Annotated in this window: 17 protein-coding genes and 1 tRNA gene; 14 read left to right on the top strand and 4 right to left on the bottom strand. The window is 42.3% G+C overall.

The features are described from left to right. The first annotated feature begins 99 nt into the window (after positions 1-99). The 4 genes from FTT91_RS02900 (at position 100) to holA (ending at position 4,970) form a co-directional block, all read left to right on the top strand. A complete protein-coding gene (locus tag FTT91_RS02900; protein WP_373686101.1) occupies positions 100-471 on the top strand; it encodes a DUF4124 domain-containing protein in 372 nt (123 codons plus the stop codon). A gap of 130 nt (positions 472-601) precedes the next feature. Next, complete coding sequence (gene leuS, locus FTT91_RS02905) at positions 602-3,223, top strand: leucine--tRNA ligase (protein ID WP_180009004.1); 2,622 nt, start codon at positions 602-604, stop codon at positions 3,221-3,223. A gap of 196 nt (positions 3,224-3,419) precedes the next feature. Continuing rightward, the gene (lptE, locus tag FTT91_RS02910; RefSeq protein ID WP_004974973.1) at positions 3,420-3,950 is read left to right on the top strand and encodes an LPS assembly lipoprotein LptE; all 531 of its coding nucleotides are present in this window, start codon (positions 3,420-3,422) and stop codon (positions 3,948-3,950) included. A gap of 21 nt (positions 3,951-3,971) precedes the next feature. Beyond that, the gene (gene holA / locus FTT91_RS02915; RefSeq protein WP_180168940.1) at positions 3,972-4,970 is read left to right on the top strand and encodes a DNA polymerase III subunit delta; all 999 of its coding nucleotides are present in this window, start codon (positions 3,972-3,974) and stop codon (positions 4,968-4,970) included. Positions 4,971-5,020: 50 nt separating this feature from the next. Here holA and FTT91_RS02920 read toward each other — a convergent pair whose 3' ends face one another. Beyond that, complete coding sequence (locus FTT91_RS02920; protein ID WP_004974971.1) at positions 5,021-5,470, bottom strand: bacteriohemerythrin; 450 nt, start codon at positions 5,468-5,470, stop codon at positions 5,021-5,023. 413 nt (positions 5,471-5,883) lie between these two features. Between FTT91_RS02920 and FTT91_RS02925 the strand changes: the two genes are divergently transcribed. Genes FTT91_RS02925 through FTT91_RS02935 form a run of 3 tightly spaced genes read left to right on the top strand, consistent with a single transcriptional unit; the run spans position 5,884 to position 10,652 of the window. Next, a complete protein-coding gene (locus FTT91_RS02925; protein ID WP_180080144.1) occupies positions 5,884-7,218 on the top strand; it encodes an efflux RND transporter periplasmic adaptor subunit in 1,335 nt (444 codons plus the stop codon). Between the two features lies 1 nt (position 7,219). Beyond that, the gene (locus FTT91_RS02930; RefSeq protein ID WP_180168941.1) at positions 7,220-9,193 is read left to right on the top strand and encodes a MacB family efflux pump subunit; all 1,974 of its coding nucleotides are present in this window, start codon (positions 7,220-7,222) and stop codon (positions 9,191-9,193) included. Positions 9,194-9,215: 22 nt separating this feature from the next. Further along, positions 9,216-10,652, top strand: a complete 1,437-nt coding sequence (locus tag FTT91_RS02935; protein WP_180169017.1) for an efflux transporter outer membrane subunit — start codon at positions 9,216-9,218, stop codon at positions 10,650-10,652. Positions 10,653-10,748: 96 nt separating this feature from the next. On the opposite strand, the gene FTT91_RS02940 is transcribed toward FTT91_RS02935, so the two are convergent. Next, positions 10,749-12,017, bottom strand: coding sequence for a sensor histidine kinase KdpD (locus tag FTT91_RS02940; protein ID WP_004974961.1), 1,269 nt, complete (start codon positions 12,015-12,017; stop codon positions 10,749-10,751). A gap of 816 nt (positions 12,018-12,833) precedes the next feature. Between FTT91_RS02940 and FTT91_RS02945 the strand changes: the two genes are divergently transcribed. Continuing rightward, the gene (locus FTT91_RS02945; RefSeq protein WP_096902620.1) at positions 12,834-15,065 is read left to right on the top strand and encodes an NADP-dependent isocitrate dehydrogenase; all 2,232 of its coding nucleotides are present in this window, start codon (positions 12,834-12,836) and stop codon (positions 15,063-15,065) included. 293 nt (positions 15,066-15,358) lie between these two features. Here the strand turns inward: FTT91_RS02945 and FTT91_RS02950 are convergent. Next, positions 15,359-15,445, bottom strand: a tRNA-Leu gene (locus FTT91_RS02950). 177 nt (positions 15,446-15,622) lie between these two features. Between FTT91_RS02950 and queA the strand changes: the two genes are divergently transcribed. The 3 genes from queA to FTT91_RS02965 are packed head-to-tail and all read left to right on the top strand — an operon-like array spanning position 15,623 to position 18,303. Beyond that, entirely contained in the window at positions 15,623-16,660 is a 1,038-nt protein-coding gene (gene queA / locus FTT91_RS02955; RefSeq protein WP_180168942.1) for a tRNA preQ1(34) S-adenosylmethionine ribosyltransferase-isomerase QueA, read from the top strand. A 25-nt stretch (positions 16,661-16,685) separates the two neighbouring features. Next, positions 16,686-17,714 carry a hypothetical protein gene (locus tag FTT91_RS02960; protein ID WP_180168943.1) on the top strand — a complete coding sequence of 343 codons (1,029 nt, stop codon included), beginning with the start codon at positions 16,686-16,688 and terminating at the stop codon, positions 17,712-17,714. Positions 17,715-17,736: 22 nt separating this feature from the next. Continuing rightward, the gene (locus tag FTT91_RS02965; RefSeq protein ID WP_163141230.1) at positions 17,737-18,303 is read left to right on the top strand and encodes a LemA family protein; all 567 of its coding nucleotides are present in this window, start codon (positions 17,737-17,739) and stop codon (positions 18,301-18,303) included. 93 nt (positions 18,304-18,396) lie between these two features. Here the strand turns inward: FTT91_RS02965 and FTT91_RS02970 are convergent, their stop codons facing one another. Continuing rightward, on the bottom strand, positions 18,397-19,347 hold the full coding sequence (locus tag FTT91_RS02970) for a sensor domain-containing diguanylate cyclase (RefSeq protein WP_180168944.1): 951 nt from the start codon (positions 19,345-19,347) through the stop codon (positions 18,397-18,399). Positions 19,348-19,523: 176 nt separating this feature from the next. On the opposite strand from FTT91_RS02970, the gene FTT91_RS02975 reads away from it, so the two are divergent. The 3 genes from FTT91_RS02975 (at position 19,524) to yajC (ending at position 22,064) form a co-directional block, all read left to right on the top strand. Continuing rightward, on the top strand, positions 19,524-20,351 hold the full coding sequence (locus FTT91_RS02975) for a DUF4303 domain-containing protein (RefSeq protein ID WP_180168945.1): 828 nt from the start codon (positions 19,524-19,526) through the stop codon (positions 20,349-20,351). A gap of 149 nt (positions 20,352-20,500) precedes the next feature. Continuing rightward, positions 20,501-21,631 carry a tRNA guanosine(34) transglycosylase Tgt gene (gene tgt / locus FTT91_RS02980; RefSeq protein WP_180168946.1) on the top strand — a complete coding sequence of 377 codons (1,131 nt, stop codon included), beginning with the start codon at positions 20,501-20,503 and terminating at the stop codon, positions 21,629-21,631. Between the two features lie 103 nt (positions 21,632-21,734). Beyond that, complete coding sequence (gene yajC, locus FTT91_RS02985; RefSeq protein ID WP_004974939.1) at positions 21,735-22,064, top strand: preprotein translocase subunit YajC; 330 nt, start codon at positions 21,735-21,737, stop codon at positions 22,062-22,064. The last annotated feature ends 45 nt before the right edge of the window (positions 22,065-22,109 follow it).

Raw genomic sequence — 22,109 nt, forward strand, 5'->3', positions numbered from 1 at the left:
CGGGGAATTATTGCTAAAATTTAGCCAACATGATTTTTTGTAATTGGTTTTTCTGCCATTTACCTTTTTTGCTCAGGACTTCCAAACATGAAAACGCCAATGATCCGCTTGAGTTGTCTTTCTGCAAGCTTGATTCTAATTTTTGCCACTAGCTCAGTTTCTGCAAAACAATATTACAAGTGGGTCGATGCAAATGGATCAACCCATTACACCACGACACCACCACCAAAAACAGCCAAGAAAAAAGGTAAAGTCGATACCTACGGCTGGAAAAATTCAGCACCTACTGTTGCCACTCCTGCAAATCCTGCTGACAACCCTGCACCTACTGCTGCAAATACAACAAACCAACATGCGACACCTACCACAAATCATCCTGCAGGAAATCCAGCCATGGATCAGCAACAACGTGAAGCCAATGCAGCTTTAAATCAGGCACAACAAGAACGTGCCAACCCACAAGTTTTTTAAGTTTTAAGCCATAAAGTACGACTCGCTTAAATTTTCCTGCACAATCCAACGCGCAAAATTCAATTTAGCTGCATTTTGCGCTATGCTGTGTGACACACTTTTTTTAACCGTTTATTCCTGATTTAACCTTATGACTACTCACATTGACCCTGAATATCAAGCCAGTGCGATTGAACCCCAAGTCCAAAGCGACTGGGAATCTCGTAAAGCCTTTAAAGTTGCCGACACAGTCGAAGGTCCACATCGTTATATCCTCTCGATGTTCCCTTACCCAAGCGGCAAACTGCACATGGGTCACGTGCGTAACTACACCATTGGTGATGTAATTAGCCGTTTTCACCGTTTAAAAGGTGAAACAGTCTTACAACCTATGGGTTGGGATGCTTTTGGTTTACCTGCTGAAAACGCAGCGATTGCGCATCAGGTTGCCCCAGCTAAATGGACTTTTGAAAATATCGCCTACATGCGCGACCAATTAAAAAAACTAGGTTTGGCAGTAGATTGGGATCGTGAATTTGCCACTTGCACCCCAGAGTATTACCACTGGGAACAATGGTTATTCGTGCAACTGTATAAAAAAGGGTTAATTTATCGCAAACTCTCGACAGTCAACTGGGATCCTGTCGATCAAACAGTTTTGGCCAATGAACAGGTCGAAAATGGTCGTGGTTGGCGTTCAGGTGCATTGGTAGAAAAACGCGATATTCCAATGTACTACTTCCGCATTACCGATTATGCCCAAGAATTATTAGACGATTTAGAAACTTTAAAAGATGGTTGGCCACAGCAAGTCTTGACCATGCAGCGCAACTGGATTGGGCGTTCGCAAGGGATGGAAATCACATTCCCATCGGCAAATCCTGAAATTTATGCAGATGGTCTGACTGTATTTACAACGCGTGCTGACACGTTAATGGGTGCAACTTATGTGGCTGTTGCTGCAGAACATCCAATGGCGTTAAAAGCAGCAGAAAATAATGCACAATTAAAAGCCTTTATTGAAGAATGCCGCATGGGTTCTGTGGCAGAAGCTGACCTTGCCACTGCCGAAAAAAAAGGTATGGCGACTGGCTTGTTTGTGAAGCATCCAGTAACAGGTAAAGAATTACCTGTGTGGATTGCCAACTATGTGTTGATGTCTTACGGTTCTGGCGCGGTGATGGCTGTACCTTCACACGATGAGCGTGATTTTGAGTTTGCCAATAAATTCCAATTGCCAATTATTCAGGTGATTGATGCCAAAGGTGCAGACGATGCGGACTTTGACACAACCCAATGGCAAGAATGGTACGGTTCTAAAGAAGGTAAACTGGTCAATTCAGGCGAATTTGATGGTTTAGATTTCCAAGCGGCTTTTGATGCACTTTTAGCGAAATTAGAGCCACAAGGCTTAGCCAATGTAAAAGTACAATTCCGTTTACGTGACTGGGGTGTTTCACGCCAACGTTACTGGGGCTGCCCAATTCCGATGATCAACTGTGAAAAATGTGGACAAGTTCCAGTTCCAGAAGATCAGCTTCCTGTCATTTTACCTACCGATGTTGTGCCAGATGGCTCAGGCAACCCGTTAAATAAAATGCCTGAATTCTATCAAACTACTTGCCCATGCTGTGGTGGCGAAGCACGTCGTGAAACCGATACCTTAGATACTTTTGTAGAGTCATCTTGGTATTACGCACGTTACGCATCTCCAGACTTTACAGGTGGCATGGTCAAGCCTGAAGCTGCACAAACTTGGTTGCCAGTCAATCAATATATTGGTGGTGTAGAACACGCCATCTTGCACTTATTGTACGCGCGTTTCTTCCACAAACTTATGCGTGATGAAGGCGTGGTACAAGGCAATGAGCCATTTACCAACTTACTGACTCAAGGCATGGTCTTGGCTGACACCTTCTACCGCGAAGCAGAAAGCGGCAAGAAAACTTGGTTTAACCCTGCCGATATCGAGCTTGAAAAAGACGAAAAAGGTCGCGTTCTTTCGGCTAAATACATAGGCGATGGTCAAGCTGTGATTGTTGGTGGTCAGGAAAAAATGTCGAAATCGAAAAATAACGGTATCGACCCACAAGCCATTATTGACCAATACGGCGCAGATACTGCACGTGTATTTATGATGTTCGCTGCACCACCAGATCAGTCTTTAGAATGGTCAGATGCAGGCGTTGAAGGTGCGAACCGCTTCTTAAAACGTGTTTGGCGTTTGGCGGCAGGTTTCCTTGAAAAAGGCAGCAATGCAACTGCAATTGACAGCAGCAAACTTGCTACAGCAGCACAAGACTTACGTCGCAAAACCCATGAAACCATTCAAAAAGTGGGCGATGATATTGAGCGTCGTCATGCGTTCAACACTGCAATTGCAGCATTGATGGAACTCTTGAATGCTTGCAACAAGTTTGAAGCGCAGAACGAACAAGACCTTGCGGTTGAACGTGAAGCAATTGTGACTTTATTGACCTTGCTTGCACCATTTGCACCACACTTGAGCCAAACCTTGTTGGCTGAGTTCGGCATTGAATTAACCTCTACCCTATTCCCTGTGGTCGATGAGTCTGCATTAACCCGCAATACTCAAACGATTGTGGTGCAGGTAAATGGTAAATTACGCGGCAAGCTTGATGTAGCAGTAGATGCATCTAAAGAAGACATTCTTGCACTTGCCAAAGCCTTACCAGAAGTACAACCATTCTTGACTGGGCCAACCAAGAAAGAAATTGTGGTACCGAATAAGCTAGTGAATTTGGTGGTTTAAGTGCTTTTAAACCTCCCTTTTTTAAAGGGAGGTTTGGAGGGATTTTATAAAACAATCCCCCTAAACCCTCCTACAAAAAAGGAATTAAAACAATTTCCAAACAAAGCCCGTTGTCAGTCAATGGGCTTTGCACCTACAATCAAGATATTCTCAACTTCCGCTTTTAAACTTTCAAGAATATTACAGAGGACAGCACATGCACTTTAGCCAACGTCTAGCAGTCATTGTTTTAACTTGTGGACTCAGTGCTGGCTTAGTCGGCTGTGGTTTTCATCTTAAAGGCACCAATCCAAGCATTGCACCTGTGGCTTATTCAAAAATGAGTCTGGCTTTACCGAGCAATGCTGAAGAATTAGAAGAAAAACTTTCCATTCACATGGGTACAGCGGGCGTACAACTCAGCAATGACCCTAATGCCTATGTACTGCGTGTACTTGACTATACGCCACGTCGCTTGGAATTGAATGGCAAACTGGTAGAAACCTTATTACGTTTGAGTGTGACTTTCCGTATTGAAGATGCGCAAGGCAACCCGATCACCGAACCTCGTACCGTCATGGCAACGCGCAGTTATCAATACGATGTCGCAACTGTGAATACCGATGATCAGGAACAAAAATTCTTAAAAGAAGTCATTATTGATGATGTAGCACAGCAAATTGTGCGTCAAATTTCATCTAATCGTTTACCTTTGGTCAACCCACCTGTGTATTCAAACCCTAAATAAGTTTTCGAGTGCGAATTTTTTATGAAACTTGACTATCTACAAGCCCTCAAACGTGTCGATGAAGCACGTGGCGTATGGATTTTGCATGGTCAAGAACCCTTACTCGAACAAAACTTGCTGGATGCTTTTCGTGCCAGTTGGCAAAAACAGGATATTGAACGTCAGCGTTATGATTTAAATAGCGTTAGCGATTGGAAAAATGTATTCAATGCCTTAAACAGTCTGTCACTGTTTTCGAGTCAATTGGCGGTTGAAGTACACGGCAATATCAAGCCTGATGCCAGCACACTAAAACAACTGAAAAGTTATATTCAACACAATGAACAAAACTTGCTGTTGGTGGTAATGCCGAAACAAGACAACAATAGTCTGAAATCCAGTTTTTTTCAGTTGATTGATGCCAATGGGGTCAATGTTGCACTCACGGCGAATTATCCTAAAGATCGGCAGCAGATTTTAGGTTTGGAAGCAGAAAAGCTTGGCATCCAATTGGGACATGATGCGTGGCAATGGTTGGAACAACATCATGAACACAACCTTTTGGCTGCCAAAAATAGCTTAATGCGGGTCAGTGACACCTTTCCTGAAATTCAGCAGATTCAGATTGAACATTTACATGCCTGTTTACAAGATCAATCCCGTTATAGCACTTACGATTTAAATGATGCTTTACTGGCGGGAAATCTAGCGCAAGCCATGAAAATTTTTCAATACCTCATGGCTTCGGGTGAAGCCATGAGTTTAATTTTGTGGAGCATCAGCAAAGAAATGCGCCTGCTGATGCAATTATTTGAACAACCACAAAATGCTTTGCAACTGGGCATTTGGAAAAACAAAGTCAGTGTGTATCAGCAAGCTTTGCGACGTTTAAATCCAAATAGTTTCTTGCAATGGCCCGCCCTATTATTGCGTATTGATGCCTCCATTAAAGGGATGTCCAAGGAAAACCCTGAACATTTGGTGCTACAAGCCATTACAGAACTCTGTGGTAAAACACTGTTTGCTTCTCACTCGGCTTAATTAAGCAGACTTCATTAAATAAATTTTAAAGTCAGCCACTTATCGCAAGATTAGCTAAAGAAACGTGCAAACCAACTTTTACCTTTTTTCTGTTCCTGCGAACGCAAATAATGCAGCATATTGTCGCGTACCGCATCGACATAATCCTGATCATCATGCTGAATATGGTTAATCAACCATTTAGACAACAAACGATACAAATCATGTTCTACCGATTCGCCATTGGCAAAACGCTGACGGCAATCATTCAAACGCTTCACAAAGAGTTCGTGAATACCACGATGTGATGGTAAGTATTGATAATTGACCTGTGACAACAAGTTTTCTTCAAAGCTAAAATGCGATTGCGTATAGTCAATCAAGTCATCCAAGACTTCTTTGATTTGCTCCCGCGCACCTGTCGCCCGAATTTTTTCCAGCGCATTAATATAGTCCAGAATTTGTCGATGTTGATTGTCAATCACATCAATTCCGATATTAAATTTCTCACTCCACTCCATGATTTACCCCTCAGATTTTTTGCTTAAAGTCATGTTTTATTGCATCGTCCCGATGCCGTATTATCCTAATGATTAAATCCATAATTATTTTATGGAATTTGATACTAGCTGCTTTTAATTCTTAAATCCATATAGAAAATAAGGTTTTTTAAGCAACTTAGACCATAGTTGTATTTTTCAGCATTTATCATAAAAATTCATAAAATTATCATAGAGATGAAACAAACTATCCCACCTCGTTAACAGATGCTATTTTCACTTTTTTTATGGATGTAATACCGTACTCAGACTGTATTAAATCTAGCTCAAACCACTAATAAATAATTCTCATTTGCAGTTTCTTCAAAAAATTCACGATTTATCCTTATTTCACTTCTATAATCCTTTTAATTTCTTTTTCTGTTTTTTGACTCATGCCAAAAATAAAATCGACCAAACTTATTGCGGGAATTATCATTGCGCTAATGCTGGCACTTGCCGCTTGGTATTTTTTAAAACCCAAAGAACAACAACCGCAATACATTACTGCCGAAGTGAGCCGTGGAGATATTGAAAGTGCGGTGTTGGCAACAGGCGTACTTGAAGCCACCAAAATGGTCAGTGTTGGTGCGCAAGTTTCGGGTCAAGTCAAAAAAATGTATGTTCAGTTAGGCGATCAGGTCAAACAAGGACAGTTGATTGCCCAAATTGACTCTGTACGACAGGAAAACGAGTTTAAAACAGCACAAGCCAGCATTAAAAACCAACAGGCACAATTGGCGGTTCGACAAGCTAATCTTGCTAAAGTCGCAGCAGAATATCAGCGTCAACAAGCCATGTATGCGCAAGATGCGACCTCACGTGCCGAACTTGAAACTGCCTTAGCCAACTATAAAACTTCACAAGCAGAAATTGCTGCCATTAACGCTCAAATTGAACAGTCACGCCTAACTTTAGACACGTCTAAAGAAAATTTAGGTTATACCCGTATTCTTGCCCCAATGGATGGCACTGTCGTTGCAATTGTGACCGAAGAAGGTCAAACCGTGAACGCCAATCAAAGTGCACCCACGATTGTTAAATTAGCCAAACTTGACACCATGACTGTAAAAGCAGAAATTTCTGAAGCGGATGTAATGAAGGTCGAAGAGGGACAAACGGTCTATTTCACCACCTTGGGCAACAGTGAGAAAAAACATTACGCTACTTTACGTCAGGTAGAACCTGCACCCAAATCCATCAATACCGAAAGCAATAACAATACGTCATCATCTTCAAGTTCTGCCGTGTACTACAACGCTTTATTTGACGTACCAAATGAAGACGGCAAGCTACGCATCAATATGACCGCACAAGTGTCCATTGTATTGGCAGAGGCACGCAATGTGCTGACCATTCCTGCTGCTGCGGTACAAGGTGTAAACCGTTCACGCAGTCGTGGCAACAGCAATAATTCAGACAGCAACGTACGTGCTGAGCGCGACAATACCGATGCCAGTTCTAGCAAACGCCCTGCCCGCTTGGAATTGACTACCAATGAAAAAGCCTTGGTTGATCAAGGTAAAGCCTCTTTAGGCATGGTACGCGTGCTGCAAGCCGATGGTTCAGCTCGACCACAATCGGTATTGCTTGGCTTAAACAACCGCGCAACAGTACAAGTCATTCGTGGCCTAAAACTGGGCGATCAAGTCATTATTGCCGATGGTTCCGATACCTCAAACGATGCGGCGAAGCGTGGTGGTCGTGTTGGCCCATCAGTGAGAATGTAAGATGAGTCAGTCACAACCTCTGTTAGAGGTCACCAATCTGACCCGTGAATTCCCTGCGGGTGAATCTACAGTGCAGATTCTCAAAGGCATTGATCTGAAGATTTACCCAGGTGAATTGGTTGCGATTGTAGGTCAGTCGGGTTCGGGAAAATCCACCCTCATGAATATTTTGGGCTGTCTGGATCAACCCACCACTGGCAGCTATAAAGTCAAAGGACGTGAAACCCGACAACTTGAAGCCGATGAACTGGCACAGCTACGTCGTGAATATTTTGGTTTTATTTTCCAGCGCTATCACTTATTGGGTGATTTAAGCGCTGCGGGCAACGTCGAAGTGCCTGCAATTTATGCAGGTGCCGATGTTGAAGAACGACAAGCACGCGCGACTGCGCTGCTCAGTGACTTAGGTCTAGCCGATAAAACCCAAAACCGCCCAAGTCAGCTTTCAGGTGGGCAACAACAACGTGTATCCATTGCACGTGCCTTGATGAATGGTGGCGATGTGATTCTTGCCGATGAACCCACAGGTGCACTCGACAAGAATAGCGGTATTGAAGTGATGCGGATTTTGCGTGAGCTAAATACCAAAGGTCACACCATCATCTTGGTCACACATGACCATAATGTCGCTAAAAATGCCACACGGATTATTGAAATCAGTGATGGGCTTATTATTTCTGATCAGCCCAACACACCTGCCGATCAGGATGATATTGCCCAACAAACCTTGCAACATCCGCCACAAAAAAGAACTTCAGCTTGGCGTTCTATATTTGATCGTTTAGGTGAAGCCTTCCGCATGGCGCTACTGGCGATGAATGCGCATCGCATGCGCACCTTTTTAACCATGCTCGGGATTATTATCGGGATCGCTTCGGTTGTATCTGTTGTGGCACTTGGCAATGGTTCACAGAAACAAATTTTAGAGAACATCAGCAGTTTAGGTACCAACACCATTACCGTGTTTCAGGGACGTGGTTTTGGTGATACCTCGCGCTCATCTCAGCTTAAAACCCTAATTCCTGCCGATGCCGATGCTTTGGCAGAACAACCTTATGTGGATGGGGTCAGCCCATCGGTCAATAGCAACGTCACAGTACGTTTTAAAGACACCGAGGCTTCTGCCACAGTCAATGGTGTGAGCGAAGACTTTTTCTATGTGCGCGGCATGAACTTCCAGTCGGGTCAGTCTTTTGACAAACACAGCGTGCTGGAACAAGCGCAAGATGTGGTGATTGATCACAACACCAAAAATACATTTTTTAGTGATGGCAGCAACCCTGTCGGGCAAGTAATTTTATTGGGCAGCGTACCCAGCCGTATTATTGGCGTGGTCGAAGAACAAAAAAGCATGATGGGCAATGCCGACAGCTTAAATGTGTATTTGCCCTACTCTACGGTAATGAGCCGCATGCTTGGCCAAAGCCATGTGCGCAGCATTATTGTACGAGTCAAAGATGAATATCCAAGTGCTGCAGCAGAAAATGCCATCCTAAGTCTGTTGGTACAGCGTCATGGTGCGCAGGATGTATTTACTCAAAATGCCGACAGTATCCGTGAAACCATCCAACAAACTACCGCCACCATGACCTTACTGGTTTCTGCTATTGCAGTGATTTCACTGGTGGTCGGTGGAATTGGCGTAATGAACATCATGTTGGTCTCTGTCACAGAACGCACCCAAGAAATTGGGGTACGCATGGCAGTCGGCGCACGACAAAGCGATATTTTGCAGCAATTTTTAATTGAAGCCATTTTAGTGTGTATTTTAGGCGGTGTACTTGGCGTCTTGCTCGCACTCGGAATTGGGCAATTGATTAATCATGTGGCAGGTGGAACCTTTCAAATGGCGTACTCCACCACCTCGATTGTAGCCGCTTTTGTCTGTTCAAGCCTGATTGGAATTGTGTTCGGTTTTATTCCTGCACGTAATGCTGCCCAACTGAACCCTGTCGATGCGCTATCTAGAGAGTAAGGAATTAGAGTAAGGAATGATGATGCGATTTAACCAGAAGTCACGACAATTCAGCCAACTCGTCACTGCGCTTTTTCTTGGCAGCAGCTTAGTGGGTTGTGCAGCCGTAGTCAAAACACCTTATCAGGCACCTGCTGTAAATATTCCTCAACAGTTTGAGCAGCAGCAAAAAAGCCAGCAAGTCCTTGCACAACTAAATACAGACCGTTGGTGGACACTCTTTCACGATGCTGCTTTAAATCAATTGGTTGAACAAGTCTTGGCGCGTAACAGTGACCTCGCGGTTGCAGGACTGAATTTACAACAAGCCAGATTACAAGCCAAACAAAGCCAAAGTCAGCAAGGTGTCCGGATTGGCAATGCAGGTATTTCTACAGGGCATCAATTTAGTTTAGAGGGCAATGGTGATACAGCGCGTGGGATTTCGCTGAATTATCCCGGACTGAGCTATGAATTGGACTTATTCGGTAAACTTGCCAATCAGACTGAAGCTGCACGTTGGGAAGCCTTAGCCACCGAACAAGACTTACAAGCCACCGCACAAAGCCTGATTGCAACCACTGCCAATTTATATTGGCAATTGGGTTATTTAAATGAACGCTATGTTGTCGCACAACAAAACCTTGCCAGTACGCAAAAAACGTATCAATTGGTCAGTGCGCAATATCGCGCGGGTGCAGTTTCAGGATTGGATTTAAACCAAGCCGAACAAGCCCTGCAAAGTCAAAAATCAACCTTGAGCCAAATTGCACAGCAAAAAGTTGAAACACGCACCGCCTTGGCAGTTTTACTGCATCAACCTGTGCAAATGTTGAATATCAATGAACCACAGAGTTTAGCCGCTGTTCGTTTACCGAATATTACTGCTGGCTTACCTGCAGAACTGCTGTCACGTCGTCCCGACTTACGTGCAGCCGAATTACGTTTACGTAAAGCCTTGGCCAATAAAGATGCCAATCGAGCCAGTTATTACCCATCCATCAGTCTTACAGGCACACTCAGTACAGGTGTCGGTACAGGCGCGCATACCTCTTTAAGCGATGCCCTAAAAAACCCAATTGCCACTTTAGGTGCAGGTTTAACCCTGCCATTTTTGCAATGGAATGATATGCAGCGCGATCTAAAAGTGAATGCTTTGGAATATGAAAAAGCCATTGTGCAATATCGACAAACTTTATATAAAGCCTTTGCCGATGTCGAAAATGCACTGTCAGCACGAACCGCGCTGAATCAACAAGTCGCGCTGCAAAGCCGCAATTTAGCACTGGCAGAGAAAACTGAACGCTTAACTGAGGTGCGTTATCGGCATGGTGCGATTACCTTAAAAAACCTGCTAGATGCACAAGAAACCACCCGCAATGCACGTTTAAGTTTATTGCAGACCAAGCAAAACCAATACAACGCCTATGTGACTTTATTGCAAGCGTTGGGTGGTAGTCCGATTCAAAACATTCAATAATGCAAGAGTTGATCTAAATTGATCACGATAAAAAAAGCCTGTGGATGATTTTAAACATCCACAGGCTTTTGCTTGCTTTGTATATAAACTTTGAAATTAAGTTTTCTCAGATAATAACGCTTCTTTACTTAATACTTGATGGCTACTGGTCGCAATTGGCAAACTGACTTTAAAAGTCGTTCCCACACCTTCTTTCGATTCCACCACAATTTGCCCGTGGTTCAAATCGACAAAACGCTTACACAACACCAAACCTAAACCAATACCCTTTTCACCTGCAGTGCCTTTAAAACTAACAGTAAGTTTAGGCTCGAACAGCGTTTCGAGTTGTTGTGCAGTCATGCCCAAACCCGTATCTTGAATATAAATATCCACACTGGTTTCTGTTTGCTCTGCACGTAAAATGACTTTGCCTGTGCCATCGGTAAAGGTAAATTTCAGCGCATTCGACACCAAATTTTGAATCACCGAGGTAATCATATTGATGTCGGCATAAACTTTAATGCCTTCTTCAACTTGATCAATCAGTTCAATATTTTTCTTGATTGCCAAACTTTTCAACACATCGCAAACAATTTTGGTCGATTGCTTTAACTCAAAATTAATTGGGTGATACACAAAGCGTCCACCCTCTGCCATCGCCCAATTCAATAAACTTTCTAGCAAGTTATAGGTCGATTGTGCTGTGTCGAATAAATAGTCGGCAATATTTTGAATACTAGAATCATCCAAAGTTTCGCGCTCTTGCGCTAAAACTTCCGAAAACCCCAATAAGCCATGAAATGGCGCGCGCAAATCATGCGCAATAATTTGGAAAAATTTGGTTTTACTAAAATTCAATGCAGACTGCTGTTCATACAGTTCTTTTAAGCTTGCATAATCAACTTTTAATTCAATATAACGCACCAAACCTGCAGCAAACTCCGCCACTGTCGGCAAAGCACCTAAACTAAACGCTTCTTCACGATGATCAAATAACAACAACTGCCCAATCGACTCGCCATCGGTTTTGAGTAAATCCAGTGCGATTAGGCGCGCGGCTTCTATCCCCAAACTTGCGATGTGCTGCACAAAATTTGCATATTGAGGATGTTGAGGTTCAATCAGTTGCTGACCTTGAAAGAAAGCGTCTAACCGTGCGTTTGGGTTGGCACGAAAGGCTTTAAAAACTTGATTGGTGGAATACCAGATGTACGGCTCATTTTTAAAAGTCAAAATGGCATGATCTACTTGCAGCATTTGACGGGCAAACTTCAAAAAACCATCAATTTGGTTACTTGGCGTATGTACACCCAATAATAACGAGAGTGTGCAAGCACTGAGTTGCTCCGTTTCAGGACCAATTTCCAGCAACTGTATTTTCATTTTTGCCTCGTTAATTAAAGTGTGCCGCGCCTATGAATTATTTTGTCTACAAAACTCATCCACTGAATTCAGAGTTAACCTACAAACTTTAACACAAAACACAAGCTTTCAAACTAATTTAAAAAACTGCGTAACAACTCGGCATTTCTTCTTTACTACTTGATTTTTTCATCTATGGATTAACAAGGGTTTAGCTCACGCTTGATTATGATTTTTGATGGATCAAACGGTGCTACAAACCCGCTAAAAAATACGCTTATTTTTGTAAAATTTGGACCATAAAAATAGATCTAAACTTTTAAAATATAAATCAGGCTTTTTATCTGTAGATTTCCCTCCGTTTTTGAAGAAAATCTCAACTTCTATACAAGAGTTTACATTGCATCACACTGTAAAAAATAGAAGCAACATATTGATAAACATATAAAATAAATAGAATAAATATATCCACCTATCATTTTCATCGGTTATTTATCAAACATTCGACTTAAGTCGAACCCTCAACTGGTTAATTTATAATAAAATATACATATATTTTTGATGTCATATCTTCATCATACGATTTGATTAGTATTTCAACAGTAAATACTCAAGGCGATTTTTAAGTTTAAATAGGCTCATTTTTACATTAAGCCGTGTCTTGACTCGCACAAATGCGACACATCATTTCGTAGCGAAATGGCGTCATCACTGTAATTACGTTGACTGAAATGCATAGAGAGTCGATACTCTCAAGGTTAAATTAGGCAAATCGGTTCGCAGGGGCTGAGTCATCATCTCGCTCCTAAAAAACTCAATCAAAGCAAGGGGCTATATATGGCTGGTGGAAAGTCAAAAATCATTTACACACTGACCGATGAGGCGCCATTGTTGGCGACCTACTCTCTACTGCCGATCATTGAGACCTTTACTAAGCCTGCTGGCATCGAGATTGTCAAGAGTGATATCTCTGTAGCAGCACGCGTACTCTCTGAATTCTCGGAATACCTAAGCGAAGAACAGAAGGTAGCCGACAACCTCGCAGAGCTTGGACGTCTCACGCAAGATCCAGATACCAATATCATCAAACTTCCAAACATCAGTGCTTCAGTTGCTCAGTTAGTTGCATGTATCAAGGAATTACAAGCAAAAGGCTATGCAATTCCTGACTATCCTGAAAATGAAAATACTGCAGAAGATAAAGCTTTACGCGCTCGTTTTGGCAAATGCTTAGGCTCAGCAGTAAACCCTGTATTACGTGAAGGTAACTCTGACCGTCGTGCACCTGCTGCAGTGAAAAACTATGCGAAAAAACACCCGCACTCTATGGGTGAATGGAAGCAATGGTCACAAACTCACGTTTCACACATGGATGAAGGCGACTTCTACCATGGCGAAAAATCGATGACGCTTGACCGCGCACGTAACGTAAAAATGGAACTCATCACTCAATCTGGTGAAACCATTGTACTGAAAGAAAAAGTAGCGTTACTTGACGGCGAAATCATCGATTCTATGTTCATGAGCAAGAAAGCGCTTTGCGACTTCTATGAAAAAGAATTGGATGATTGTAAAGAAGCAGGCATTTTGTTCTCTTTACACGTAAAAGCGACCATGATGAAAGTTTCACACCCGATTGTATTCGGTCACTGTGTGAAAATTTACTATAAAGAAGCGTTTGAAAAACACGGTAAATTGTTTGAAGAACTTGGCATTAACGTCAACAACGGTATGGCAGGTCTTTATGAAAAGATCGAAACCTTACCAACTTCTTTACGTGAAGAAATCATCGAAGATTTACACGCATGCCAAGAACACCGCCCTGCACTTGCAATGGTGGATTCTGCAAAAGGCATCACCAACTTCCACTCTCCAAACGACGTAATTGTAGATGCTTCTATGCCTGCAATGATTCGTGGTGGCGGTAAAATGTGGGGTGCTGACGGTAAACCTTACGACTGTAAAGCAGTAATGCCTGAATCTACTTTCGCGCGTATTTACCAAGAAATGATCAATTTCTGTAAGTGGAATGGTAACTTCGACCCACGTACGATGGGTACTGTGCCAAACGTAGGTTTGATGGCGCAAAAAGCTGAAGAATACGGCTCACACGACAAGACTTTTGAAGTTCCTGCTGCAGGTGTTGCAAACATCACTGATATTGACACTGGTGAAGTGTTGATGACTCAAAACGTAGAAGAAGGCGACATCTGGCGTATGTGTCAGGTGAAAGATGCACCTATTCGCGACTGGGTTAAACTTGCAGTAACACGTGCACGTAACTCTGGTATGCCAGCAATTTTCTGGTTAGACCCGTACCGTCCACACGAAAACGAAGTGATCAAGAAAGTTCAAAAATACTTAAAAGATCACGACACGACTGGTTTAGATATTCAAATCATGTCACAAGTTCGTGCGATGCGTTATACACTTGAGCGTGTTGCGCGTGGTTTAGACACCATTTCTGTAACAGGTAACATCTTACGTGACTACCTCACTGACTTGTTCCCAATTATGGAGCTTGGTACTTCTGCGAAAATGTTATCTATCGTTCCGTTAATGGCGGGTGGTGGTATGTACGAAACTGGTGCGGGTGGTTCTGCGCCTAAACACGTACAACAACTTGTTGAAGAAAACCACTTACGTTGGGATTCATTAGGTGAGTTCCTTGCGCTTGCTGCTTCTTTAGAAGAAATGGGTATTAAAGAAGATAATACTCGTGCGAAATTACTTGCATCAACTCTTGATCAAGCGACCAGCAAATTACTTGATAACGACAAGTCTCCATCACGTCGTACTGGCGAACTGGACAACCGTGGCAGCCACTTCTACTTGGCAAAATTCTGGGCAGAAGCACTTGCTGCTCAAGATGAAGATGCTGAGTTGAAAGCGAAGTTTGCACCACTTGCACAAGCTTTAGCTGCAAACGAAGACAAAATTGTTGCTGAACTTGCGGAAGTACAAGGTAAATCGGTTGATATCGGTGGTTACTACGCAGTAGATCAAGCTAAAGTGAATGCAGTAATGCGTCCAAGCGCAACATTCAATGCTGCACTTGAAACTATTTAATGCGATGATATCGCACTGATACGATTCAGTGCCTGTTCTACAAAAAACCAGTGTGAAAGCACTGGTTTTTTGTTGGCAGTAAATTGATAAAGACTGAATAGGTGAGCTATATCTTCACATATATCTTTATTTCTTATTCTGTATACCCATTCTTATCTATGAGTCCCAAAAGTTAAATTGAAGCAAACGACAATCTTCATATAAAAACTTAAGGATATTCAAATCATTGGATAAAGTTCAGACAATAAAAAAAGCCCCCAAGTCTTAATATGCTTGAGGGCTTTTCCTTTATATGGTCCCGAGGGTCGGACTCGAACCGACACGTCATCTCTGACAGCGGATTTTGAGTCCGCCGCGTCTACCAATTTCACCACCTCGGGTAGGTGTTGATGGGTATAATAAACTTTTTTGACAGCTTGTCAACGCAAGTTTTTTGCAATTGTTTAAAATTAAATCAGCTGTCATTTTTTTGATTTATAATCGACCAATTTCATCCATAAAACCTAAAAAAGCATATACTAGGCGCAGTTTTCCCAGTGTTCTAACTTGTTTTTATCATGCAGCTTTCTGACTTTAATTTTAATCTCCCCGATGAACTCATTGCTCGTTACCCACTAGCAAGTCGTAGCGCCTCTCGTCTGCTGCATCTTGATGCTCAAGGTCAGTATCATGACCATCAATTTACCGACTTACTGAATTTACTCGAAGCGGGCGATTTACTGGTACTTAACGATACCAAAGTCATGAAAGCGCGTCTTAAAGGTAAACGTGCCACAGGCGGTGCAGTAGAAGTTTTAGTTGAACGTCTGCAAGATCAATTTATTGCTCATTGTCATATTAGAGCCAGCAACTCACCAAAAGCTGGTGCAGAACTGTTTATTGGGCCTGATGCCGTAAAAGTGACCGTACAAGGTCGCCATGAAAACTTATTTATTGTCGAGTTTTCGCAGCCTATTTTAGACGTATTGGATGCCTACGGTCAGTTACCGATTCCACCCTACTTTAACCGTGAAGCAGAAGCGATTGATACCGAGCGTTATCAAACCGTATTTAACGACCCGACAAAACTCGCCAGTGTTGCCGCACCCACTGCCAGCTTACACTTTGATGAAGCCTTGCTGCAACAGCTAGCAGATAAAGGCATTCAAAAAACCTTTGTGACCTTGCACGTGGGCGCAGGTACATTCCTGCCTGTACGTACCGATGATATTGCCAATCACATCATGCACAGTGAATGGTGTGAAGTTTCTGAAGCTGCCGTAGCGCTGATTCGTGAAACCAAAGCACGAGGCAACAAAGTTATTTCAGTGGGCACAACTGCCACCCGTGCCGTGGAAAGTGCTGCCCAAGCCCATGCAGGCAAACTTGCAGCGTGGTCGGGTGATACGCAAATTTTTATTTACCCAGGTTATCAGTTTAAAGTGGTGGATCGTCTAATCACCAATTTCCACTTGCCTGAATCCACCTTATTAATGTTGGTATCTGCGCTTTCAAGCCGTGAAAATGTCATGCAGGCGTATCAACATGCTGTGGCGGAACGCTATCGTTTCTTTAGCTATGGCGATGCCATGCTGATTGATCAAGCTCAGACTTAATTTTCAAACTGTAAAAGAAACCACCATGCCGCTCGATACCGTGCAACACTCCATTCATATTCGACGCAAGAAGAATCAGCGGGTATTTCGTAATATCGCGCGGTTATGGGATATTGGAAAAAAAGCACAAAGCCATCAAGATATTTTAGATGGCTTACACCCTTGGCAAGATGACATCACCCTCAAGTTTGAAAATGTTTTGCCTGTCCTGCTTGGCATTATAGGTGTGTTGTTCTGTTTATTGCTCTTGATTCAACCGAGTAATATTTGGCTGCAATTCTGCTTGCTGATTGGGTTAGGCTGTATCTTCTGGGCATTTATTACCTATGAACAAGACGACCCCATTGAAGAAGTCATCACTTTTTTAGAACAAGAAAGCATTGCACAGCGCTATCAACTGGCATGGCAGCAACCACCGCAACATCTTGCCCGAACCTTACAACCCGTTTATTTGATTGCCCATTTAAAAAGTCTGTTCCCTTTATTTAATTTGGGGAATCTGTCCAATGAAATTCGCCGCTACGCTAGTACAGTTTGGCAAGATCAACAAGGCAAGCAGCATCAGGTTTTGGTATTTGAATATCGCTATGTCAGTGAAACCCGCATTAAAGATCAAAATGGCAATGACTACAAAGTACGTGAAGTGGTGCGACATTTATCGGGCGTATTTGTCTTTGATGTGCAGCTACAAGGTTTAGCCGTTACCTCAAACAATAAAACCTTTGGTGCGCCTTATCATGTGCCGTGGCATACCAGTGATATTTGTCTGAATCAAAAACTCAACTTTTTTGGCAGTGATGCAATTCAACTGGCGCGTACGCTCAGCCCTGCAATGGTGTTAAAACTGGATGATTTTTTTCAGCATCAGCAAGGTGATTTGTTATTTCACCCTGAGCGGAACACGCTCTGTTTTTTAGGTAATCGCAACTTGTTTGAAATTTCCAGTAAAGCAAAAAATATTCAAGATATTTCCGCATTGCGTGGACACTTACGCACTTTTAAATTACCTTATTTAGAACAATTACAGACAGATTTGATTGATTTTCTGGACTAAGAAAATCGTCTTGGGGCAAAACATGGGTATCGCAATTTTTCTTTTGGTTGTCATCGTCTTGGTGATGCTGGGCATCATGATTCGTAACAACATCGTACGCCACCACAACGCCACCATCCGCGCTTGGGCAGATGTGACCAGTTTTGAACGACAGAAATTAAAAACGCTCGAAGAACTTGCACCAGTGGTCGAACAATATGCAGGCATGGAAAAAGGCACTTTAGAAAAAGTGACTGAACTACGCCAAAATATTATGAACCTGAACATCAACAATGCCGATGTGAGTCAGTTACAACGTGTTGAAGCCTTGAGCAAAGAATTGATGCGCAGCTTGAATGTGGTGGTCGAAAATTATCCTGAACTCAAAGCCGACCAATTGTATTTAAAAATGATGCATGAAATTGATGAGCAGAACGAAAATGTCGGTGCTGCGATTACTATTTATAACCGCAATGTCGAGTTGTTTAATAACTATATTCAGGTCTTTCCCAACAACATGATTAACACTGCAACCACAGCGAAAAAACCTGTGCGCGCCTTTCGGGACAACAGTGCAGCACAAAGTTTTGATTATCGTCCAAACTTTTAAGCCATTGAATGCTAAGCCACTCATTTAAAATTATTTTTCAATACATAAATAAAAACAGCAAGCACGAAGCTTGCTGTTTTTTTCAGATTTCAACTAAACACATGACTGTGTCAGATACTGCACCTGATTACGTCCCTTATTTTTTGCCAGATACAACAATTCATCTGCTGAATGCAGAAAATCGACCACATTGTGATATTGCTGATTTTGATCATAGCTATTTACACCAATACTCACAGTGACTTGGGTCGTTTCCCCAGTCTTGGTATGTGGAATTTCTAGCGCATACACCGCCTGCCTAAAGTTTTCAGCAAGTTGTACAGCATCTGCCAATGGTGTTTCGGGCAACAGCACCACAAATTCTTCGCCACCAAAGCGAGCCACAAAGTCAGATGCACGCGCAAAATATTGTTTAAGCAACTGCGCCACACTAATCAAACAATGATCACCCTGTAAATGTCCATAATTGTCGTTATAAGGCTTGAAATGATCGATGTCGATAAACAAGAGAGACAATGCATGTTGATGACGCACAGCACGTTTAAATTCGTTCTCTATACGCTCACTGAGCGCCTTTCGATTGGCAACCAAAGTCAGCGGGTCTTGTAAACTCAAAGCCAGATTTTTGCGACTCAACGCTTCAAGTTCCAACTCCATCTGTTTACGCGCAGAAATATCAAACATAAACCCAATAATCGCCACAGTTTCGTTATTTTCACGAATCACATGCACCACATCACGAATCCAGACATAATCTCCTGTAGCGGTTAAGGCACGATAATCCGCTTCGTGGTCTGTGCCTTGATCGGACAGACTCACACACATATTCACGGTCTTGTCCCGATCTTCAGGATGCATCCGATCAATCCAATCTTGTGCAGTTTTCCAGCTGTCTTGCGTCCAACCCAGTAAAGACTCAATTTGTGGGCCAATATAGCTAAAAGCTTTGGTTTTCCAGTTAATCTGCCACGGAATTGCATTCGTGGTTTCCAAAAGTGTTTTATAGAATTGGGCTTCTTTTAGTGCACTGTTTAATTCACTCATAGCCCACCTCTATGAATTGATTTTAATTACAATTTAACAACTTAAGTGAGCTTTGACTACAATTTGTTTTGTCTTATTGACATTTTTCTCAGCTTTGACACAATCATGAGGTTGAGCAAAATATAAACAACAATTACTCAAAACATAAATCCCAAAATAAAAAGTAAGCCGATAAAATGTTAGAACATATTCAGAACCTGAAAAACACCCTCATTCAAGAGTTTTTCCAACTCTATGAGCAATATGAACAAGACCAAATTTATGCCTGTGTACTGGTCTTTAATGAATATCTTGGGGTCGATTATTTAGCTGTTTCAAGCCAACGCAGCCTGTTTAATGAACAGGAAGATGAAGCACAATATTTATCTGAAGTAAATAAATGGAATATAGAAAAATGGCGTTATCGCACTCAAGCCAACAATTCTAGCGGTCTGCATCAATTTAAAAATATTTTTGCAGATTATTTTAAACAGCGACATATCTATGGCAATCCTCTGCTGAATTCCAATGACACGCTGCAATACAACCATCTTGAACTTTTACTGGATATATTCCAGCAGGCTAAACAATCTTTATCGGGCGCTTATGGCTTAGATTTAAGCCAAATTCTGTTTTTTATTCATGTGCCCAAACAGGTCGATGTAGAAATCCACTCAGCGCAATTTCTAAACACTCCAAGTGCTTTGCTCGATGAATTCCTGCACAACAAAGCGCCTCAAACCACGATGGAACAATCCACCGCACAACCCAAGCTCAAACTACAACAAGTGGATAAAGACTTGCTGATTGATCTGGCACAACTTTTAGAAGTGGAACCGTATGATTATTTGAGCATTGCACATGAAGCCTATTTGCTCACATTAGAACCGAGTTTTATTGACAGTAATTTATATATTCAGCGTTTAATTCAGCACGTTGCTGCAATGGACAACCATGAACAAGGGGAGTTTGCCTTACATAAAGAAGAAATTACCCAACGTATTCAGCAATTTTACGCCATGTAAACGCAGTGGATTTAAACAAAATATTTACTCGCAATTTTTACCAAGGAAAACGTATCTCAACTGGCAATTCCGTGCAGAATCTAGGAAAATAGTGCACTTTTAGCATGAACAATCAGCGAACTGTTTTTTCGCCTTGATTTGGAACATATATGAAGTTTGAGAAATTAGGTCAGTCGGGGCGCGCCCGTCGTGGTCGTTTAACACTTGCTCATGGTGTGGTAGAAACCCCTGTGTTTATGCCTGTGGGGACGTATGGCACAGTCAAAGGCATGCTGCCACGCGATATTGAAGAAATTCAGGCACAGGTTATTTTAGGCAATACCTTTCATTTATATTTGCGTCCAGGGCTAGAAGTGATTCAGCAACACGGCGGTCTACATGAATTCATCAAATGGGATAAGCCTATTTTGACTGACTCTGGTGGCTTTCAGGTGTTTAGCTTAGGCGCAATGCGTAAAATTAAAGAAGAAGGTGTGACCTTCCGTTCGCCTATTGATGGCTCAAAGGTTTTTCTTTCGCCTGAAATCTCGATGGAAATTCAAAAAACTTTGAACTCTGACATCGTGATGATTTTTGACGAATGTACGCCTTATCCTGCAACGCATGAAGAAGCACAAAAATCTTTGCAATTGTCTTTACGCTGGGCAAAACGCTGTAAAACCCATCACCATGATGAACTACAAAACAGCAACGCGCTGTTTGGAATTATTCAAGGCGGTATGTATGAAGATTTACGTGATGAATCTTTAAACGGCTTACTTGAAATTGGTTTTGATGGTTATGCCATTGGCGGTCTTTCGGTGGGTGAACCGAAAGAAGAAATGATCAAAGTACTGGATTATTTGCCAGCTAAAATGCCAGAAGATAAACCACGTTATTTGATGGGCGTCGGCAAGCCAGAAGATATTGTGGAAGCAATTCGTCGTGGCGTCGATATGTTCGACTGCGTGATGCCAACCCGTAATGCGCGCAATGGTCATTACTTTGTAACCGATGGCTTGGTGCGTATTCGTAACAGTAAGTATCGTCATGACCAAAGCCCGCTCGATCCGCATTGTGATTGCTATACTTGCAAGAACTTTACCCGCGCTTATTTGTTTCATTTAGAAAAATGTGGCGAAATGTTGGGGTCAATGTTGGGCACTATTCATAACTTACGTTATTACCAACGCTTTACCCAAGATATTCGCAATGCCTTAGATAACGGCACTTTCGATGAATTTGTACAGGACTTTTATGCCCGTCGTGGCTTAGAAGTACCGCCTTGTCCTGAAGATTAGTCTTTTCAGTATTTGCGCTGAGTAAAAAGACAAGGTAAATTGCAGAACAAACCCAATTTATTATCAGATCACTGATCGCCAGTTTTTAGTTTAGGAAAATGAAATGAGCCTTTTTATTTCAACCGCTCACGCAGCAGGTGAAGCTGCACAACAACCAAGCCTTGTGGCTAACCTTTTAATGATTGCAGTCTTCATTGCAATTTTCTACTTCCTGATTTGGCGTCCACAATCAAAGCGTGCCAAAGAGCATCGCACACTGATTGAAAGCTTGGGCGTGGGCAGTGAAGTGGTATTCGCAGGTGGTCTTATGGGTAAAATCACGAAAATTGAAGGTGATTTTGCAGTGGTAGAGCTGAACCGTGGTGTAGAAGTAAAAGTACAACGCGCGAGTGTCATTTCAGTTCTTCCTGAAGGCACATTAAACAACCTTTAATCAAAAAGAGTCGTGCTCACGCACGACTTTTTCATTTTAAGAAGA

Source organism: Acinetobacter sp. YH12021 (assembly GCF_013420145.1).
Taxonomy (GTDB): Bacteria; Pseudomonadota; Gammaproteobacteria; order Pseudomonadales; family Moraxellaceae; genus Acinetobacter; species Acinetobacter towneri.

Excerpts from the sequence above, each read along its gene's own strand:
- leuS (WP_180009004.1), top strand. The coding sequence starts at position 602 with ATGACTACTCACATTGACCCTGAATATCAAGCCAGTGCGATTGAACCC.
- holA (WP_180168940.1), top strand. The coding sequence starts at position 3,972 with ATGAAACTTGACTATCTACAAGCCCTCAAACGTGTCGATGAAGCACGT.
- lptE (WP_004974973.1), top strand. The coding sequence starts at position 3,420 with ATGCACTTTAGCCAACGTCTAGCAGTCATTGTTTTAACTTGTGGACTC.
- tgt (WP_180168946.1), top strand. The coding sequence starts at position 20,501 with ATGAAGTTTGAGAAATTAGGTCAGTCGGGGCGCGCCCGTCGTGGTCGT.
- FTT91_RS02945 (WP_096902620.1), top strand. The coding sequence starts at position 12,834 with ATGGCTGGTGGAAAGTCAAAAATCATTTACACACTGACCGATGAGGCG.
- yajC (WP_004974939.1), top strand. The coding sequence starts at position 21,735 with ATGAGCCTTTTTATTTCAACCGCTCACGCAGCAGGTGAAGCTGCACAA.
- FTT91_RS02900 (WP_373686101.1), top strand. The coding sequence starts at position 100 with ATGATCCGCTTGAGTTGTCTTTCTGCAAGCTTGATTCTAATTTTTGCC.
- FTT91_RS02960 (WP_180168943.1), top strand. The coding sequence starts at position 16,686 with ATGCCGCTCGATACCGTGCAACACTCCATTCATATTCGACGCAAGAAG.
- FTT91_RS02965 (WP_163141230.1), top strand. The coding sequence starts at position 17,737 with ATGGGTATCGCAATTTTTCTTTTGGTTGTCATCGTCTTGGTGATGCTG.
- FTT91_RS02925 (WP_180080144.1), top strand. The coding sequence starts at position 5,884 with ATGCCAAAAATAAAATCGACCAAACTTATTGCGGGAATTATCATTGCG.
- FTT91_RS02920 (WP_004974971.1), bottom strand. The coding sequence starts at position 5,470 with ATGGAGTGGAGTGAGAAATTTAATATCGGAATTGATGTGATTGACAAT.
- FTT91_RS02970 (WP_180168944.1), bottom strand. The coding sequence starts at position 19,347 with ATGAGTGAATTAAACAGTGCACTAAAAGAAGCCCAATTCTATAAAACA.
- queA (WP_180168942.1), top strand. The coding sequence starts at position 15,623 with ATGCAGCTTTCTGACTTTAATTTTAATCTCCCCGATGAACTCATTGCT.
- FTT91_RS02935 (WP_180169017.1), top strand. The coding sequence starts at position 9,216 with ATGCGATTTAACCAGAAGTCACGACAATTCAGCCAACTCGTCACTGCG.
- FTT91_RS02940 (WP_004974961.1), bottom strand. The coding sequence starts at position 12,017 with ATGAAAATACAGTTGCTGGAAATTGGTCCTGAAACGGAGCAACTCAGT.
- FTT91_RS02975 (WP_180168945.1), top strand. The coding sequence starts at position 19,524 with ATGTTAGAACATATTCAGAACCTGAAAAACACCCTCATTCAAGAGTTT.
- FTT91_RS02930 (WP_180168941.1), top strand. The coding sequence starts at position 7,220 with ATGAGTCAGTCACAACCTCTGTTAGAGGTCACCAATCTGACCCGTGAA.